Origin of the sequence: Providencia sp. PROV252 (genome assembly GCF_033676005.1) — a bacterium.
Taxonomy (GTDB): Bacteria; Pseudomonadota; Gammaproteobacteria; order Enterobacterales; family Enterobacteriaceae; genus Providencia; species Providencia vermicola.
The window spans coordinates 1,730,167-1,744,969 of record NZ_CP096294.1; the positions used below are offsets into that span (position 1 = coordinate 1,730,167).

Annotated in this window: 21 protein-coding genes and 1 pseudogene; 9 read left to right on the forward strand and 13 right to left on the reverse strand. The window is 39.5% G+C overall.

All coding sequences use genetic code 11. From position 1 onward, the window contains the following. Positions 1-454 precede the first annotated feature (454 nt). From M1F05_RS07810 to M1F05_RS07820, 3 genes are read left to right on the forward strand one after another with little or no spacing between them, the layout of a single operon-like run. Positions 455-1,678 (forward strand): hypothetical protein, encoded by a 1,224-nt coding sequence (locus tag M1F05_RS07810; protein ID WP_206083978.1) that lies wholly within the window; start codon positions 455-457, stop codon positions 1,676-1,678. 6 nt (positions 1,679-1,684) lie between these two features. After that, on the forward strand, positions 1,685-2,920 hold the full coding sequence (locus M1F05_RS07815; RefSeq protein ID WP_206083979.1) for a Zn-dependent hydrolase: 1,236 nt from the start codon (positions 1,685-1,687) through the stop codon (positions 2,918-2,920). Between the two features lie 51 nt (positions 2,921-2,971). Continuing rightward, complete coding sequence (locus M1F05_RS07820; RefSeq protein WP_206083980.1) at positions 2,972-4,156, forward strand: amidohydrolase; 1,185 nt, start codon at positions 2,972-2,974, stop codon at positions 4,154-4,156. Between the two features lie 90 nt (positions 4,157-4,246). Here the strand turns inward: M1F05_RS07820 and M1F05_RS07825 are convergent, their stop codons facing one another. Continuing rightward, positions 4,247-4,423 carry a DUF2526 family protein gene (locus M1F05_RS07825; protein WP_206083981.1) on the reverse strand — a complete coding sequence of 59 codons (177 nt, stop codon included), beginning with the start codon at positions 4,421-4,423 and terminating at the stop codon, positions 4,247-4,249. Positions 4,424-4,489: 66 nt separating this feature from the next. Next, positions 4,490-5,050, reverse strand: a complete 561-nt coding sequence (locus M1F05_RS07830) for a helix-turn-helix domain-containing protein (protein ID WP_206083982.1) — start codon at positions 5,048-5,050, stop codon at positions 4,490-4,492. A gap of 81 nt (positions 5,051-5,131) precedes the next feature. On the opposite strand from M1F05_RS07830, the gene M1F05_RS07835 reads away from it, so the two are divergent. Together M1F05_RS07835 and M1F05_RS07840 are read left to right on the forward strand one after the other, a co-directional pair. After that, positions 5,132-5,800 carry an AzlC family ABC transporter permease gene (locus M1F05_RS07835; RefSeq protein WP_206083983.1) on the forward strand — a complete coding sequence of 223 codons (669 nt, stop codon included), beginning with the start codon at positions 5,132-5,134 and terminating at the stop codon, positions 5,798-5,800. 2 nt (positions 5,801-5,802) lie between these two features. Next, on the forward strand, positions 5,803-6,120 hold the full coding sequence (locus M1F05_RS07840) for an AzlD domain-containing protein (protein ID WP_206083984.1): 318 nt from the start codon (positions 5,803-5,805) through the stop codon (positions 6,118-6,120). 38 nt (positions 6,121-6,158) lie between these two features. Here M1F05_RS07840 and M1F05_RS07845 read toward each other — a convergent pair whose 3' ends face one another. After that, entirely contained in the window at positions 6,159-6,356 is a 198-nt protein-coding gene (locus M1F05_RS07845) for a YegP family protein (protein WP_412990644.1), read from the reverse strand. Between the two features lie 172 nt (positions 6,357-6,528). Here M1F05_RS07845 and M1F05_RS07850 point away from each other — a divergent pair, with 172 nt between their 5' ends. Then, on the forward strand, positions 6,529-7,737 hold the full coding sequence (locus tag M1F05_RS07850) for a site-specific integrase (protein WP_318826002.1): 1,209 nt from the start codon (positions 6,529-6,531) through the stop codon (positions 7,735-7,737). Here M1F05_RS07850 and M1F05_RS07855 read toward each other — a convergent pair. The 9 genes and pseudogenes from M1F05_RS07855 to M1F05_RS07895 all read right to left on the reverse strand — a co-directional run bounded on the left by M1F05_RS07855 (position 7,706) and on the right by M1F05_RS07895 (position 12,183). Further along, positions 7,706-7,921, reverse strand: coding sequence for a hypothetical protein (locus M1F05_RS07855; protein WP_318826003.1), 216 nt, complete (start codon positions 7,919-7,921; stop codon positions 7,706-7,708). The two genes, M1F05_RS07850 and M1F05_RS07855, sit on opposite strands and share 32 nt — an antisense overlap. Before the next feature lie 31 nt (positions 7,922-7,952). Beyond that, positions 7,953-8,354, reverse strand: coding sequence for a hypothetical protein (locus tag M1F05_RS07860; RefSeq protein WP_318826004.1), 402 nt, complete (start codon positions 8,352-8,354; stop codon positions 7,953-7,955). Positions 8,355-8,371: 17 nt separating this feature from the next. After that, complete coding sequence (locus M1F05_RS07865) at positions 8,372-9,202, reverse strand: DNA cytosine methyltransferase (protein ID WP_412990645.1); 831 nt, start codon at positions 9,200-9,202, stop codon at positions 8,372-8,374. Between the two features lie 54 nt (positions 9,203-9,256). Continuing rightward, positions 9,257-9,520 (reverse strand): hypothetical protein, encoded by a 264-nt coding sequence (locus M1F05_RS07870; protein ID WP_318826006.1) that lies wholly within the window; start codon positions 9,518-9,520, stop codon positions 9,257-9,259. Positions 9,521-9,730: 210 nt separating this feature from the next. Then, a pseudogene (locus tag M1F05_RS07875) lies at positions 9,731-10,246 on the reverse strand (YfbR-like 5'-deoxynucleotidase); the annotation flags it as partial. Between the two features lie 51 nt (positions 10,247-10,297). Further along, the gene (locus M1F05_RS07880; protein ID WP_318826007.1) at positions 10,298-11,125 is read right to left on the reverse strand and encodes a YfdQ family protein; all 828 of its coding nucleotides are present in this window, start codon (positions 11,123-11,125) and stop codon (positions 10,298-10,300) included. 61 nt (positions 11,126-11,186) lie between these two features. Further along, positions 11,187-11,558, reverse strand: a complete 372-nt coding sequence (locus M1F05_RS07885) for a hypothetical protein (protein WP_318826008.1) — start codon at positions 11,556-11,558, stop codon at positions 11,187-11,189. A gap of 192 nt (positions 11,559-11,750) precedes the next feature. Continuing rightward, entirely contained in the window at positions 11,751-11,939 is a 189-nt protein-coding gene (csrA, locus tag M1F05_RS07890) for a carbon storage regulator CsrA (RefSeq protein WP_222960653.1), read from the reverse strand. A gap of 34 nt (positions 11,940-11,973) precedes the next feature. Further along, positions 11,974-12,183, reverse strand: a complete 210-nt coding sequence (locus M1F05_RS07895; RefSeq protein ID WP_318826009.1) for a hypothetical protein — start codon at positions 12,181-12,183, stop codon at positions 11,974-11,976. Between the two features lie 154 nt (positions 12,184-12,337). Here M1F05_RS07895 and M1F05_RS07900 point away from each other — a divergent pair, with 154 nt between their 5' ends. After that, positions 12,338-13,222, forward strand: coding sequence for a BRCT domain-containing protein (locus tag M1F05_RS07900; protein ID WP_318826010.1), 885 nt, complete (start codon positions 12,338-12,340; stop codon positions 13,220-13,222). Here M1F05_RS07900 and M1F05_RS07905 read toward each other — a convergent pair. Then, complete coding sequence (locus M1F05_RS07905; RefSeq protein ID WP_318826011.1) at positions 13,208-13,894, reverse strand: XRE family transcriptional regulator; 687 nt, start codon at positions 13,892-13,894, stop codon at positions 13,208-13,210. The genes M1F05_RS07900 and M1F05_RS07905 overlap by 15 nt on opposite strands. A 123-nt stretch (positions 13,895-14,017) precedes the next feature. Here M1F05_RS07905 and M1F05_RS07910 point away from each other — a divergent pair, with 123 nt between their 5' ends. Together M1F05_RS07910 and M1F05_RS07915 are read left to right on the forward strand one after the other, a co-directional pair. Beyond that, the gene (locus M1F05_RS07910; RefSeq protein ID WP_006662236.1) at positions 14,018-14,254 is read left to right on the forward strand and encodes a transcriptional regulator; all 237 of its coding nucleotides are present in this window, start codon (positions 14,018-14,020) and stop codon (positions 14,252-14,254) included. Positions 14,255-14,330: 76 nt separating this feature from the next. Continuing rightward, a complete protein-coding gene (locus M1F05_RS07915; protein WP_318826012.1) occupies positions 14,331-14,786 on the forward strand; it encodes a YmfL family putative regulatory protein in 456 nt (151 codons plus the stop codon). Positions 14,787-14,803 lie beyond the last annotated feature (17 nt).

Sequence of the window (14,803 nt, forward strand, 5' to 3'; positions counted from 1 at the left end):
TAAAAATTGGTCGTGTTTATTTTGTTTTTCCGCCATGGATTGTGTGAATTATTGAAATTTGATCCTTTTGCAATAGAATATAATTTAAAAGGCTAAAAAATAAACGAAAGTGAATCTGATTCTCAATTAAGTCTGTGTTGATATTTTACGCTACTGAATCGCCTCGGTAATAAAAGAATATTTATGTATAAATGCTTTTAAGTGTAATAATTCACTATCTAATAAGTTTATTGCCATTATTCCTGCCTGATTTAATCTTGTTCAGTTATCTATACATCTGTATTTTCAATGTTATGATGAATTTTGTTGCGAAATTGTATGTTTGCAGCGAAATGCTCTTTATATTGATGGTTTATCATTCATAAATAAGCTGTAAATTAGTAATTAACTAATATTAATGGCTTCTAATACTAAAAAAATAAACAAATAAAAAGATATACGCGGGGAAAAAGTTATGTCGCAGATGTTAGCTCTGTTTTTGATAGTCGGAATATTATATATCGGGGATGCGATAGCGGTACGCACCAAAGCCTGGATCCCTTCCGTTTTCGTGTGCGCAGTATTGTTTCTATTAGGGTATTGGACAATCTTCCCGAAAGATATCGTTAGTATTGCGGGTATTCCACAGGTTGTTGCTGTCTCCCTAATGTACTTATTAATTACCAATATGGGCACTTTATTGTCCCTGAAAGAATTATTACGCCAATGGAAAACCATTCTTATTTCATTGGCGGGTATTCTAGGCATTATTTTTCTCACCTTTATTATCGGTGTTGCCTTGTTTGATATGAATACGGTATTAGTTGCTGTTCCACCATTGGTAGGTGGTATTGTTTCTTCATTGATTATGTCAAAAGGTGCTGCGGAAGCAGGGCTAGTAGATCTCTCCGTTTTTGCAATATTAATCTATGTTATGCAAGGGTTTGCGGGTTATCCGCTGACGGCAGTGATGCTGAAAAAAGAAGGGCGTCGCGTACTGGAAAAATACCGTAGTGGGCAGTGGGAAGAAACACTTTCTGTAGAGGGTGCCAAAGAGGTCGAAGTGAAAACCGTGGTATCGGAAGACGAAATGCCGCGTATGTTTAAAAAAATCCCTAATCACTATAACACGAGTTATTTCAAATTTTTACGTTTGGCAGCGGTAGGGTATTTGGCCTACTTAGCATCATCTTATGCTGCACCTTACGTGAATATCAGCCCATTCGTGCTGTGCTTATTATTTGGAGTTATTGCATCTTCATTAGGTTTCTTAGAAAGGCAACCTCTGCAAAAAGCCAATGGGTTTGGTTTTGCTATCATGGCATTGATGTTATTTATCTTTGATACTTTAAACCATGCAACACCAGATATGTTATTGCGCCTTGTTTATCCAATGGTGGTGTTAATTAGTGCCGCGGTTATTGGAATGTACCTCGCGTCATGGATAGTTGGCAAAATGTTGGGTGTCACTAAAGAGATGGCTTTTGCGGTGGCATTAACTGCCTTGTATGGCTTTCCAGCGGATTACATCATTACTAACGAAGCGATTAACGCACTAACAAAAGACGAAAAAGAGCGTCAAATTCTCACTAGCCATATGTTAGGACCAATGTTAGTCGGTGGTTTCATTTCCGTCACCATGGTGTCTGTTGTCTTAGCGGGCATTATGGTCGCTTACATTGTTCCAGTTGCAGGGTAAATAATTATGGAAACAAGTACATCTCGAATTCAACGTCATTTAGAACAATTGGCAGAATACACCGCGACGCCAGGCCAAGGCACAACGCGTATGAGCTATAGTGAGCAAGATAAACAGGCCCGCCAATATTTAAAACAGCAAATGGTGGCGCTTGGTTTACAAGTTCGTGAAGATGCAATTGGCAACATTTATGGTCGTCTAGAAGGGCTGCAAGCGGATTTGCCTGCGGTGATTATTGGCTCACATTTTGACTCTGTTCCCCATGGTGGCGCGTTTGATGGCCCTGCGGGGATAGTGACTGGACTGGATGTGGTTGCGCGTATTCGGGAACAAAATTTAACGCCAAAATACCCACTCGAAGTGATCGCACTAGTGGAAGAAGAAGGCACCAGCTTCGGCCGTGGTTTGATGGCATCCAGTGTGATCACGGGTTTAATCGGTACTAAAGAGCTCTATCAACTTAAAGATAGGCAAGGCGTCAGCGCTGCAGAACGCATGGCTGCAGCGGGGTTTAATGCAGACAAAGCGGCGGATGCGGTATTAGACCCAAAAAATGTTAAAGCATTTCTTGAGCTGCATATTGAACAAGGCCCTGTGCTTGAACAGGCGGGTGAAGATGTGGGGATTGTAGAGACCATAGTGGGTATTAGCCAGTTAGAGATTAAGCTGACTGGCAAAGCGGGCCATGCAGGAACAACCCCAATGAATATGCGTGCGGATGCTTTAGTGTGCGCAAGTCAGATTATCAGCGAAATCCCAGCACTGGCAAAAGCCGCAGGGGACAATACGGTTGCGACAGTTGGCCGGCTCAATGTTCTCCCTAATGGCGCGAATGTTATCCCAAGTGAAGTGGTATTTAGCGTCGATATTCGTTCAAAAAATGATACTGCTTTGCGTAAAATCATTGAGAAAATCATTGAACTGACAGAAAAAACCAGTGAGTCAGCAGGCATTGATAGCGAGATTATTCAACCACTTTATGTACAACCAACTGAGTTAAATAATGAAATCATTGGCTTAATGCAGCAGCATGCAAGTGAACAAAATTTAAAATTTAGAACTATGGTCAGTGGTGCAGGGCATGACACGATGATTTTTGCAGGGATCACTCAAACAGGATTGATTTTTGTGCCTAGTCGTAATGGGTTAAGCCATCACCCTGATGAATGGACAGATTATGCGCAAATTGCACGTGGCGTTGACGTGATGTTTGCCACTGTGAAGTCACTTATTGAATGTTAATAATTAAGAAAAACACCAAAGTACAGTATTGAAAAGGGTAAAGGTAGAAAAATGATCAGTCCAATTATTACAGCTGCAATCAAAAAACACACATCAGAGATGATTGCTTTTCGTCGTGATCTACACGCTCACCCTGAATTGCCATTCGAAGAAGTGCGTACAACACAGCGAATTGCTGAAGAACTAGACAAAATCGGTATCGAATATCGTCTCACAGAGCCAACGGGTCTGATTGCTGAAATTAAAGGTGGAAAACCAGGTAAAACCGTCGCATTACGTGCGGATATAGATGCACTGCCAGTGTTGGAACTTAATGATTCTTTAGAATATAAGTCGACGATTGAAGGCAAAATGCATGCGTGCGGCCATGATGCCCACACGGCGATGTTATTAACTGCAGCGAAAGCATTGGTTGAGGTTAAAGACGAGCTTGCGGGTAATGTGCGTTTGATTTTTCAACCTGCGGAAGAGATTGCACAAGGTGCACTGGCGATGATCAAGCAAGGTGCTATTGAAAATGTCGATAACGTATTTGGGATGCACATCTGGACGACAACGCCATCAGGTAAGGTTTCTTGTAATGTAGGGGGGAGTTTTGCCTCCGCGGATCTATTAAAGGTCACGTTCAAAGGCCGTGGCGGTCATGGTTCTATGCCAGAAGCTACAATTGACGCGGCGGTTGTTGCATCGGCCTTTGTGATGAATTTGCAAGCTATTGTTTCCCGTGAAACATCTTCATTAGATTCTGCGGTTGTGACAATTGGCAAAATGGATGTCGGTACGCGTTTTAACGTGATTGCGGAAAATGCGGTACTGGATGGTACTGTTCGCTGTTTTGATATCGCGACACGCGATCGCATTGAAGCCGCTATTCGCCGTTATGCAGAACATACAGCCGCCATCTACGGAGCTACAGCTCAGGTTGATTATATCTATGGAACGTTGCCTGTGATCAATGAAGAACGTAGTGCGTTATTGGCACAATCTATTATTTCTGAAGCCTTTGGTGAGCAATCCTTAATCACGGAAAGACCAACGCCTGGTGGGGAAGATTTCAGTTTCTATATTGAAAATATTCCAGGTTGTTTCGCGTTGTTAGGCACAGGAAATGCGGAAAAAGACACGCAATGGGCACATCACCATGGTTGCTTTAATATTGATGAAGACACAATGGTCACTGGTGCTGAGTTGCACGCACAATATGCATGGGCGTACTTGCAACAAACGGATTTTTAAAAATACGATAAGCTCGTAAATAGTGTTTTTTGCTATTAGCATGGCATCCTATACTGATTAGCCATTAAGTTTCAGTATAGGGTGAAATCCTTATACATCATGATGCACAAAAATAGCCTCTCTTAAGCGCTGTTGCTGCTCAAAGCGTTGCTCTTGGTTGAGTTCTGCATCATGGGAAAGCTGCATAAGCATTTCGTTCATATTGTGAACGGAATTTTCATCAAGCAGTAAATTCACTTTTTTAACAATTTCATCATAGTGGGACATAGTTACAACTCCAACGTATTTGTTTTGGTGTAATCATAATGCAAAACAGCATTGATGGTTATGCGATTAGTTTTGTTTATCGATGATCATAACTGCCATGGTATTAGGTTCTAATGCGCGCATAATGTGGGGGTCATCACCAGGGTAGTGAATATAATCCCCAACAGCTAACTCAATAGGGTTATCTAATGGGCCGACTAAGGCCCTACCAGCAGTGATAATAATGTGCTCACTAACACCTCGCATATGCGGTTCTGACACACGGTCACGTCCTGGTTGTGCAATCACAGTGTAAATATCGCGACGAGAGTTATCTGGGGCTGATGATAATAAAAAGGCTAAATAATTGGCGTGTTCTGCGCTGACAGGAATTGCTTCACCGTGGCGTATTACGGTTACAGTCTCTTGTTTTTCTTCAATTAAACGTGCAAAAGGGATATCTAACGCAACGCAAAGCGCCCACAATGTTTCAATACTTGGGTTTCCGCTGCCCGACTCCAGTTGTGACAGGGTGGACTTGGCAATGCCTGCCTTGCGTGACAATTCAGAGAGCGACAACCCACTTTTTTGCCGTTCGCGAGCGAGGGCTTTTGCGATAAGGTCAATGGGTGGTGTGGGTAAATTCAATTTTCATATCCTATTTAGATTGCACTTCGCCGTGATGATCATCATAATGAACAAATGTATTTTATATCGAACGGATTGGAAATGCTAACTTCAACATTCAATTCCACACTGAATAATAGCACAGTGAAAAACATCGCTCTTGTGTGTTTTGCTGACTTAATTGTGGGAATTTCATACGGTGCATTGGCACATTCTCAAGGGTTTGACTTTTGGGTGCCTTTAACACTATCAATATTAGTGCTTGCGGGAGCATCTGAGTTTTTATTTATCGGGGTAATCTTTACGGGGGGAAGCCCTATTTCCGCTGCTTTAGCTGGTTTGCTGGTTAATTCACGTCATATTCCATTTAGTTTTGCAGTGGGTGATTTAACAGGGAAGGGAAAGAAGGCACTTTTGGGTTACCACATTATGAACGATGAAAGTGTGGTTTTTGGTCTTGCTCAAGAAACAGAAAAAGAGAAGCGTGCTGCTTTTTGGCTGTGTGGTATCGGTATTTTACTTTGTTGGCCACTTGGGGTGATTATCGGTGAGGTTTTAGGCAGTTTTATGGATGATACCCACGTATTCGGTATGGATGCTATGTTCCCTGCGATTATTTTAGCACTTTCATTACCCGCATTAAAAGATAAACGATTGAGGTTAACCGCCATTATTGGTGCGGTGATTGCTGTTGCAACCACTCCTTATTTACCTGCTGGTATCCCTGTTTTATTGGCGCTATTGAGCTTAGTTATTTATATAAGGAAATAATCATGATGGGTAATCCGTGGTTAATTTTTACAGGCATCATGATATTAGCTGTTGGCACATACCTTATGCGAGCTTCAGGGGCCTTACTTAAAGGGCGCGTGGTGTTATCAGAAAATAGTAAAGTGTTGTTTTCTGCTGCTGCGATTGTGATTTTATTTTCTGTTGCAGTGACCTCGACGTTATTCGCTGGGGATGCATTTTCAGATTGGCCAAAGGTTTTGGGCGTTTTGGTGGCAGGGGTACTTACTTGGTATAAAAAGCCCTTTATTCTTATTGTATTGTCTGCGGCTGCTGTTACGGCATTATTACGCTTAATCTAATAAAAAATTGCCCCTATTGGTATATAGGGGCAAACGAATTATACGGTGAGGTCTTTAATGGTTTCAGAGGACCCATTTTTTTGCACGGAGGCGATGCCTTTCAGTGCAGATTGTTTAGAAGCATACATCTCACTGGTGGCAATAATTTCATGATTAGCCGCTTTTAATACAAAGTAATAAGGCTGAGCCACATCTTTCGTGGATTTTTTCAATTCATAATATACCAATATAGTCATTAAGTATCATGGGTAGCTATTAATAATCATATAAACTTAATATAATCATATAGTAAGTTGTTTTTTATTAATTGCATTATCAGTAATAGTCACAAATAGTCACTTGCAATCACTAGAAATATGTACATAATCGTGTACATAAATTTGTGGGATATTATGTAAGGGGTTATTTATGGCGCTGACAGATTCATGGCTCAGATCTACTAATGGAAAGCCACAAGAAAAAATGGTGACAAAATCTGATCGCGATGGGTTATCAGTGAGAGTAACACCAAAAGGCAAAATTATCTTCCAGTATCGTTACCGCTGGGCAGGAAAGGGAGAAAGAATCGACATAGGCAGCTATCCTGCTACATCACTGAAAGATGCAAGAGACGCCGCATTACTTTACAAAGGGGAGCTTGAACAAAATAGAAACCCAAGAGTAGTCAAGGCAATAAAAAAAATCGATGTAATAACGGCCCACACAGTACAGTCAATTATTACCCTATGGTACGAAAAGTATCTTAAGTCAGCTCAGGTAAAAGCTGATGAAATTCACCGTTCATTTGAAATACATGTGTATCCCAAAATTGGGGATTTGCCGCATGATGAAGTAAACCTACAAACATGGCTTAGCTTGCTCGAGGATATAACGGAAAACACACCATCCATTGGGGCTGTTATTTTGAATAATGCCAAAAAGGCTCACTTCTGGGGGTATAGCCGAGGAGCGATAAAAAGTAAACCGTTAGAGGGTATGACTTCCTTATCTTTAGGGGTAAAGCAAAATACAGGTGAGCGCACTTTAACAGATGACGAATTAATTTTATTGTTTCAATTTATTGATAAAAAAAGCTATAACCCTAGAAATGAAATTTTATTAAAGCTCTGCTTGTTGTTTGGCAACCGTGTAGGTGAGTTACTAAAAGCTAAAAAAACTGATTTTGATTTAGAGAATAACATATGGACAGTCCCACCTGAAAATCACAAGCGTGGCAGGCGATCAGGTAGACCTTTGATTAGGGCGATTATTCCAGCAGCGAAAGAATTAATTGAAAGGGCAATGGATATCAGTAGAGGAGAACATTTGTTTACTATAGCCAGTGGTAGACAAATGAAAGATGGCGGGTACGGCCGTATCATTGAAGTTATGAATGTTAGAATGTCGAGATGCTTTGAAAATTATAAAACATGGTCAATCCATGACCTACGAAGAACAATGAGAACTGGGATATCAGAACTTACAGATCCTCATGTTGCTGAAATAATGGTCGGTCATAAATTACCTGGTGTATGGCAAACTTATGATAAATTTACTTACTTAAAACAGCAGCATGAGGCATATGAAAAGTGGTGGAATAAGGTACTTAAAATTGTCTACCATTCTCCCAATCAATAATATCCTGCATTAACCAGCTTAACTGGTCGGCCCTGAATCTTGGTTTCGGGAAGCCCTCGCGCTTTTGCTTCCCGTTACCAGCCCATAAGCGAATAGCATGGGGGGTTAGTCCATATCTTTCCGCTAACTCATCCGTTTTTATATACACATATTCTTTATTTACAGCCTGACCACATTTGACCATAATTACCTCCACACATCTGCCGCATACAGATTTAGTTACTTATATCAACAAACTTAATAACTTGATAATTCAATATCACTCCATTTTCAGTGTACTCAACAGAGCCTTTTGAGCCTAGATAAGCGTCGAGTTTCCACCCTTCTTCCTGCTTGTTTTCTTTTAGCCAATTTTCGTAAGCGTCTTTTCCTACCAATCTGCTTGGGCACAATGCCGTTCTTGCTTCAGTAATTTTCTTTTTCCCAACTTGCTCTAATCCTCGAATGGTTAATTCGCAATCAACCTCACTTAACCCAGTAATAGCTTTAGTAAAATCAGAATAATTTATCTCTATTTCAAGAAAGTTAATCCTTGATGCCCCATCCCTGACTACTACGCTTATTAATTCACGCCCATCACCATAGGTAGGCCTTGAAATTGTTAGTTTACCTTTCATTGTTAGTCCTTATTAATCTAGCTCATATATCGTTTAATTTGGTGGCCTACCCATTCGCCTACCTGAACACTTACACCATTTCCAATTTGGCGGTATGCGTCGGTTTGGCTTACTGGGAATTGAAACCAATCAGGCACACCCTGAAGTCTTGCGTATTCACGAACGGTGTATGGCCTAACTCCCATTGGAAAGTTTTTATCAACTACGAGTCGAGTACTTTTATCTTTAGCGTAATGCGCAATGCAAGTTGGTGCTAAATCGCCATTCTTGGGGTTGCTAATGATAGGTAAGTCTCTATATTCACCATTCATTCTTGAATAAACAGATTTAGGAATATTAATATTTGGTTCGACTTCCAAAACATCTGCTAATTTAATTGGTTTGTGGTTAACTGGTGGTTGCGGATTAAAATATTTTTTAGTCCCAATAATAATTAAACGGCTGCGTTTCTGTGGTAGCCAAGTCTCAGACTGAATAGGGCAAAATACATTCACATAATAATCAGGCATTTTTTGCATTGCCTCCATAACAACAGGGAATGCTTTCATGCCAGGTACATTCTCAACAACATAAAACTCAGGCCTCGCAATCGCTAAATGTCGCAATGCATGTAGAAATAAGTTATCTCCAGTGCGTACGCCATGAATATCGCCAATTGTGCTATATTTGGTACATGGGTAGGTGAATATCATTCCATCACATGAGTTTTGTTCTAAAACTAATTCTAGTGCTATATCACATTCTTTTACGTGACTACCTAAATTATGCCTATATGTTTTACAGGCTGATTTATCCAGTTCAAAAGCTTGACCTATATTAATCCCAGCTTGCAATAGGCCTATATCCATTAGGCCAGCTCCGCTAAAGTAAGAGTTCACAGTAATCATAATCACACTCACTTATTACCAGTAAATCATCAAAGTAGTAGCAAAAAATGCACCTTTAACATTTTGGTTTGATGGGTAGTAATATGTAGAATATCCATCCCGTGGTACCGCTTTAAAATAACCAGACTCAAACTTGTCACATTTTTCCCAATTATCACGTTCTTCCTCTTCAATTTCTCCCGCTTCTATTGCTGCATTAATCACTTCTACTTTTGAGTGTATTCCGCGCATCATGAGTGTTTTAACGTCATTGGATTTTAAAAACTCAACTTTATTCATATCAGCCACCTAAATAATAATTCTGTAAGCTGAATTAATTGTCTGGATATAACCATCGGTTAGGTAAGTATCAAAATTAATAACCCTAGGTGTTTGAACTGGAGCACCATCTATATATCGGTTTTTGGCATCATTAAAAATGTATCCATGGGCACCATGAGCATAAATCTCAATAAGTCTTATATCAGCCTCAAACTCAGGTACTATTCCTGTTAACTGGTTATAACGATGAATAAACATAGTACGTGCTTGAATTGGCAATAATGGATTAACATTGATTAAGTCGCTTGCTGGAATATCTTTCAAATGCGGCCATATATTGTCACCATCTATTTCTAGATCACGGCGTTCTGTTGCTAATAAAGTTAAATCCGCATAATGAACAACATCACTTAATGAAGTTGGCAAACTCCATTTTTCAGTAACTGCCCGCTGGACTCTGGCTTCAATTTCTTTATATTCAGGCATTAGAGCCTTTAGTGGACTAGGAATATCTTTGCAATACGCTTCTGAGGCATCGTGCAGTAATGCTTCCAGTGCATATTCAGGCGGTACAATTTGACTCACATAAACAGAATGTTGAGCAACAGAATAAAACTGGCTAATTTGCCCAGCAAAACGGCATTCATTAGACAAACCCTGAGCGATATCATTAATATCGATATCATCCGCATTGATATTGATAAAATTAAAATGCTTACCTGTAAAAGTTGAAATATAAGACATAGTTACCCCACACAATAAACAGCGCCACCAGTTTAGTGGCGCATAAATTAATTAAGCTGAAAAATTACCAATGAATGTTTCGACCTTAGAGCCTTCAAATTTAGAAGAAAGTAGATCACGAAATTCCAGTGCCATTTGATCTGCTAAATTTTCAAGTTGAACAATACGAAGAACCAATACTGGCGTATCGTGTGAAGTTAAAATGCTATAGCGAAGTTTAATTGCGCGTTCTTGCAATTCTTCATAGGTGGTACATTTGAACTCAAAAGCAGCTGGCATAATGTCTTTGCTTTTTGCTTCGACGTTTTCCATAATTGATTTCTTAGCCGAAAAATCGCTATCTTCATGATCGGATGAACGGCTTGATTCAATAGTAATTCGACGAACAGCACCGATAGCCTGCTTAATATCGAGAGAATTACCTTCAGCGTCGAAAGCTGATAGGAAATCGCGCCAATCCTCCAACCACTCAGCAAGTTCTTTTTGTCCTTGTTTACGCCCACTAATGGATAGAACAGCGGAAAAAGGGGATGTTTTTTTCAAGCTAATTACAGCAGAGTTATCTGCATGACCAGGATCTGCGATAGTACCTAGGTTAAAGATAGTTTTTGCACTCATATCTTCAGCATCGATAAAACAACGGACACCATCCGCATCAGAATAACCAATACTATACTTAACAAAATCGCTAATGCTGGTGGTTCTTAATGAGCCACGGAAGCGATAACGGCCTACTTGATATTTCTCTAGATTAACAATTTCAAGCCCATTAGGTTTAGCAACAGCAGGGCAAGGCATATTTTCTACAATTTCTAAACGAACACCATCAATAACTAGTTCTGTAATTTGAGAAATAGCATCGCCATTTAATTGAGACATAAAAGCTCCTACTTATTTAATAAAGTATTTTTAAAGATTGAGTTTTAATTAAAAAAAGAAATTAATTAACTTGTTTTAATTTCCCGTCAGGTTCGCCTTTAATTGAAAAAAGCTGCCCCTGATCTTCTTGCATAATCGAAAGCTTGCCGCCTTTATTTACGTACATTGGCGTTTCAGTAGTATCCTCTTCCGAACGTTTTCCCTTTGGTGTTGGTGCAGTAAACTTAAGTTTATGTTGGATTAATACTCGCTTTTCCTCGATTGAATTATTCATTCGAGAGATATCCATTTCGATAATAACTTTTCCTTTCCCCGCGTGTTTTATAACACCTAGTGCAACATCATTTAATACAGCTGCAACTTTATTTTCAAATATTCCTGCATCTAATTCGCCTAAAAATTCAGGTATATTTGTTTTTCTATCTTCACTCATGAGTAGATCCTCATAATTAGGTTATTACTCCACAAATAAGACCGCTAATAATAATTAAAACATATTACCTAGTATGGACTGATTAAATATTAGCGGTCTTATGTGTGATGTAAAAAGGGTGGCTACTGAATAGAACATTATCATCAACCTCGTAGTGTGGAAGATTCAGGTCGCCACCAAAAATATCAATAACTACTTACTAGCACTGGCATTATTTCTTTCAGCTAAAACACGTTGATAAATTTCTTCACGATGTACTGATACATCTTCGGGGGCAGCGACACCAATCCGCACTTGGTTTCCTTTGACCCCTAAGATTTTAATTTTAATATCATCGCCGATCATGACTTCTTCACTGACTCGGCGGGTTAAAATAAGCATTCCCATACTAAGCACTCCACACAATTGAATTCAGTTAAGCATTAATAATGACTTGGCAGCGTTCAGACTGATCGAAGATTTCTTCATCGAGTTTTTCTAATTGTCGCTGCAGATCAGATTGTCGGGCTTTTAATGCCGCCAGCTTTTGAAGTTCAGCGGCTTTTTCCATAATCCATGCCGCAGCATCTTCTTGCGACATAGCAACACTAAAAGTAACGATTGGTTCATTTGAATTGGTTTGCATTATTTAGCCCTTAAGTTGTGAAAGTTGTTATTGGAGTCTTTCACGTGAACATCCTTAAGTTGTAATTTAGTTGTATAAAACACCTTTGTCAACAACTTTATGTTGTTTGATTTAAGTTAAAGAAAATTTAAGGATAGATAAAATAGGAGAGACTATGAAAATCAACCCAGCTTTTAACTATAAACAGAACAGAGACAAGCTATTCGCAAATCTAATTTCCATTATTGATGGCGTTCTATCTGATAATGAACTATCAGACTCTGAGATTCTTTACATAACCACTTGGCTTTCGGACTCAGAACAAATTTCAGATAATCCATTTGTGGTGCTTTTACAAGAAAGGATCGCAAGAGTGCTGGAAGACGGGATAATTACAGCGGATGAGCGAGAAGAACTGAAAAATACTTTACTAGAAGTTCAGCGATCAATAATTGATATGCCAAATATTGATTTGTATTCAAAAGAGTCAGACATCAATCTACTTAACGGCCTATGTAAGGGAATTATTGCAGATAGGCAGCTAGGCTTTGATGAGATTAATTATCTTGATTGGTGGCTCACTCAAAATGGAATGCTAAAAAGAAACTATCCTGGTAAACACTTGTATGAGCTAATAAAAACCATTAAAGAGGATGGTATTATAGATAAAAATGAAAGTGAAATACTCTATAAGGCGCTGGTCGATTTTTCTGGTACAGATCTAGATAGCGGCGTAGTTGATGGGTTGTCATGTCACTTACCGTGCGATGATATTGATAATTTTGATATATCTGGGGTTAGCATTTGTTTGACTGGTAATTTTTTGACAGGAAAGAGGTCGTTAGTTTCAAAAATGATAGAGGACGCTGGTGGTAAGGTTATAGATAGAGTAACTCAATCGGCTGATTATCTTGTTATTGGGGCTCTATCCTCCCGTGATTGGAGGTACTCCAGTCACGGAAGAAAAATAGAGAAGGCGATTGAAGACAGAGATAGTGGTAAGTCTAGTATTAAAATAACAACAGAAGATATTTTAATGAAATTTTTACCAGCTTCTTGATGACCAAAAGACTCGACCAATCACATGAACCCTGGCGACAGCTTCACTTCTTGGTAGCTGTTCATCAGGGTACTCATCCCTATTAAAGCTTCGTATTATCAGCCCACCGTCAGGTCGATAAATCAAAATCTTAACGCGCAATAAAACACCATCTCTTATCGCGTAAAGGTCACCATCTTTTATCTTTTTATTGCTGACATCAATAGCAACCAGATCCCCCCCATTCAATACAGGGAATAGGCTATTTCCAACTATTTTTACAATTCGTGCATTACTTGCACTGACACCATATTTACGCAACTCATCCCTACGGAATGGGTATGTATATTCTTCAGACTCAACAACTTCGGCATTTGCGCCACAACCAGCAGCTAATTCAATATCAAGCACGGGAATATCCACAAAGTCAGCATCACTATAAGTTGGGACTTCTTCCCATTCCTTTACTTCATAGTCTGTTTTTTTGCCATTTTCGTCCCTAGCCCCAAACTGCAACCAATGGGCTGAAACATTAACTGCTTTGGCTATATCTGCAACTCTTCTTGGGGCATTTGTTTGCCCTGACTCAATTTTTTGAATTGACTGCTGACTGACACCAACTTTCTCTGCAAGATCCGCCTGGCTCATTCCTGCTTTAACTCTTGCGTCTAACAACCGTTTAGCTATCGACATACATTTCCCTCCCTCGAAATTGTATTTTACAACTTTAAGTGTTGATGTTTCCAACATCTAAAAGTTGTCAAAGTTGTTGGTATGGATTAATATAAAGTTGTTATTTACAACTTTGGGGGAGTTATGGGGCATGTAACCAATGAATCATGCGTTGCTGGATTACAAACAGCAATTGTAGCTGCTGGTGGGCAAACACAGCTAGCAAAACGTATTAGCGAGCTTCTGAATAAGCCAGTCAAGCAGCAACAAATCTGGAATTGGTTAAATAGAAACAAAAGGGTTCCAGCAGACAAAGTCCTTGTTGTTGAACAGGCATCAGGGGTTTCTAGAAGCAAGTTACGTCCTGATTTATATCCATAACAATTAAAAGTTGTTGTGGAATTTATCAGAGGAAACCAATTGAGTTAACTACAAACAAAACAACGGAATTGTAGATATGTGCAAACAAACATTAAAAGAAGTCGTGAAAGAGATGTGTAAGGCATACCCAGGAGGCAGGTCAGCGATGGCGGGTGCTTTGGGTATGACAGAAACCACGTTCAACAACAATTTGTACGAGAAAAACGGGTGTCGTTTTTTTGAGCGCGAAGAACTTGAGGCAATGGAGGATTTATCTAACACCTCATTTCTTGCTGAGTATTACGCAAACAGAAGAAATTTGCTGCTGGTGGAAAAGATAAGTCCAGAGGATTTAGACGAACCCGAATTATTCAAATTACAAACTCGTGCATCAACAACTCGTGGTGAGTTAGTTGTATTCATTGGTAAAGCATTGGAAGACGGTGTTGTTGATAGGCATGAAGAAAAACAAATTCTGACCATGTTGGATAAGGCAATCGCAAGCACTAGAGGGGCTATCAATGCACTCATTAAATTACATAAGAAAGGTTGACGCCCCAGATATGCGGT

Bases quoted from the DNA above. Each gene is read 5' to 3' on its own strand.
- M1F05_RS07810 (WP_206083978.1), top strand. From the start codon at position 455: ATGTCGCAGATGTTAGCTCTGTTTTTGATAGTCGGAATATTATATATC.
- M1F05_RS07815 (WP_206083979.1), top strand. From the start codon at position 1,685: ATGGAAACAAGTACATCTCGAATTCAACGTCATTTAGAACAATTGGCA.
- M1F05_RS07820 (WP_206083980.1), top strand. From the start codon at position 2,972: ATGATCAGTCCAATTATTACAGCTGCAATCAAAAAACACACATCAGAG.
- M1F05_RS07825 (WP_206083981.1), bottom strand. From the start codon at position 4,423: ATGTCCCACTATGATGAAATTGTTAAAAAAGTGAATTTACTGCTTGAT.
- M1F05_RS07835 (WP_206083983.1), top strand. From the start codon at position 5,132: ATGCTAACTTCAACATTCAATTCCACACTGAATAATAGCACAGTGAAA.
- M1F05_RS07840 (WP_206083984.1), top strand. From the start codon at position 5,803: ATGATGGGTAATCCGTGGTTAATTTTTACAGGCATCATGATATTAGCT.
- M1F05_RS07845 (WP_412990644.1), bottom strand. From the start codon at position 6,356: ATGACTATATTGGTATATTATGAATTGAAAAAATCCACGAAAGATGTG.
- M1F05_RS07850 (WP_318826002.1), top strand. From the start codon at position 6,529: ATGGCGCTGACAGATTCATGGCTCAGATCTACTAATGGAAAGCCACAA.
- M1F05_RS07855 (WP_318826003.1), bottom strand. From the start codon at position 7,921: ATGGTCAAATGTGGTCAGGCTGTAAATAAAGAATATGTGTATATAAAA.
- M1F05_RS07860 (WP_318826004.1), bottom strand. From the start codon at position 8,354: ATGAAAGGTAAACTAACAATTTCAAGGCCTACCTATGGTGATGGGCGT.
- M1F05_RS07865 (WP_412990645.1), bottom strand. From the start codon at position 9,202: ATGGATATAGGCCTATTGCAAGCTGGGATTAATATAGGTCAAGCTTTT.
- M1F05_RS07870 (WP_318826006.1), bottom strand. From the start codon at position 9,520: ATGAATAAAGTTGAGTTTTTAAAATCCAATGACGTTAAAACACTCATG.
- M1F05_RS07880 (WP_318826007.1), bottom strand. From the start codon at position 11,125: ATGTCTCAATTAAATGGCGATGCTATTTCTCAAATTACAGAACTAGTT.
- M1F05_RS07885 (WP_318826008.1), bottom strand. From the start codon at position 11,558: ATGAGTGAAGATAGAAAAACAAATATACCTGAATTTTTAGGCGAATTA.
- csrA (WP_222960653.1), bottom strand. From the start codon at position 11,939: ATGCTTATTTTAACCCGCCGAGTCAGTGAAGAAGTCATGATCGGCGAT.
- M1F05_RS07895 (WP_318826009.1), bottom strand. From the start codon at position 12,183: ATGCAAACCAATTCAAATGAACCAATCGTTACTTTTAGTGTTGCTATG.
- M1F05_RS07900 (WP_318826010.1), top strand. From the start codon at position 12,338: ATGAAAATCAACCCAGCTTTTAACTATAAACAGAACAGAGACAAGCTA.
- M1F05_RS07905 (WP_318826011.1), bottom strand. From the start codon at position 13,894: ATGTCGATAGCTAAACGGTTGTTAGACGCAAGAGTTAAAGCAGGAATG.
- M1F05_RS07910 (WP_006662236.1), top strand. From the start codon at position 14,018: ATGGGGCATGTAACCAATGAATCATGCGTTGCTGGATTACAAACAGCA.
- M1F05_RS07915 (WP_318826012.1), top strand. From the start codon at position 14,331: ATGTGCAAACAAACATTAAAAGAAGTCGTGAAAGAGATGTGTAAGGCA.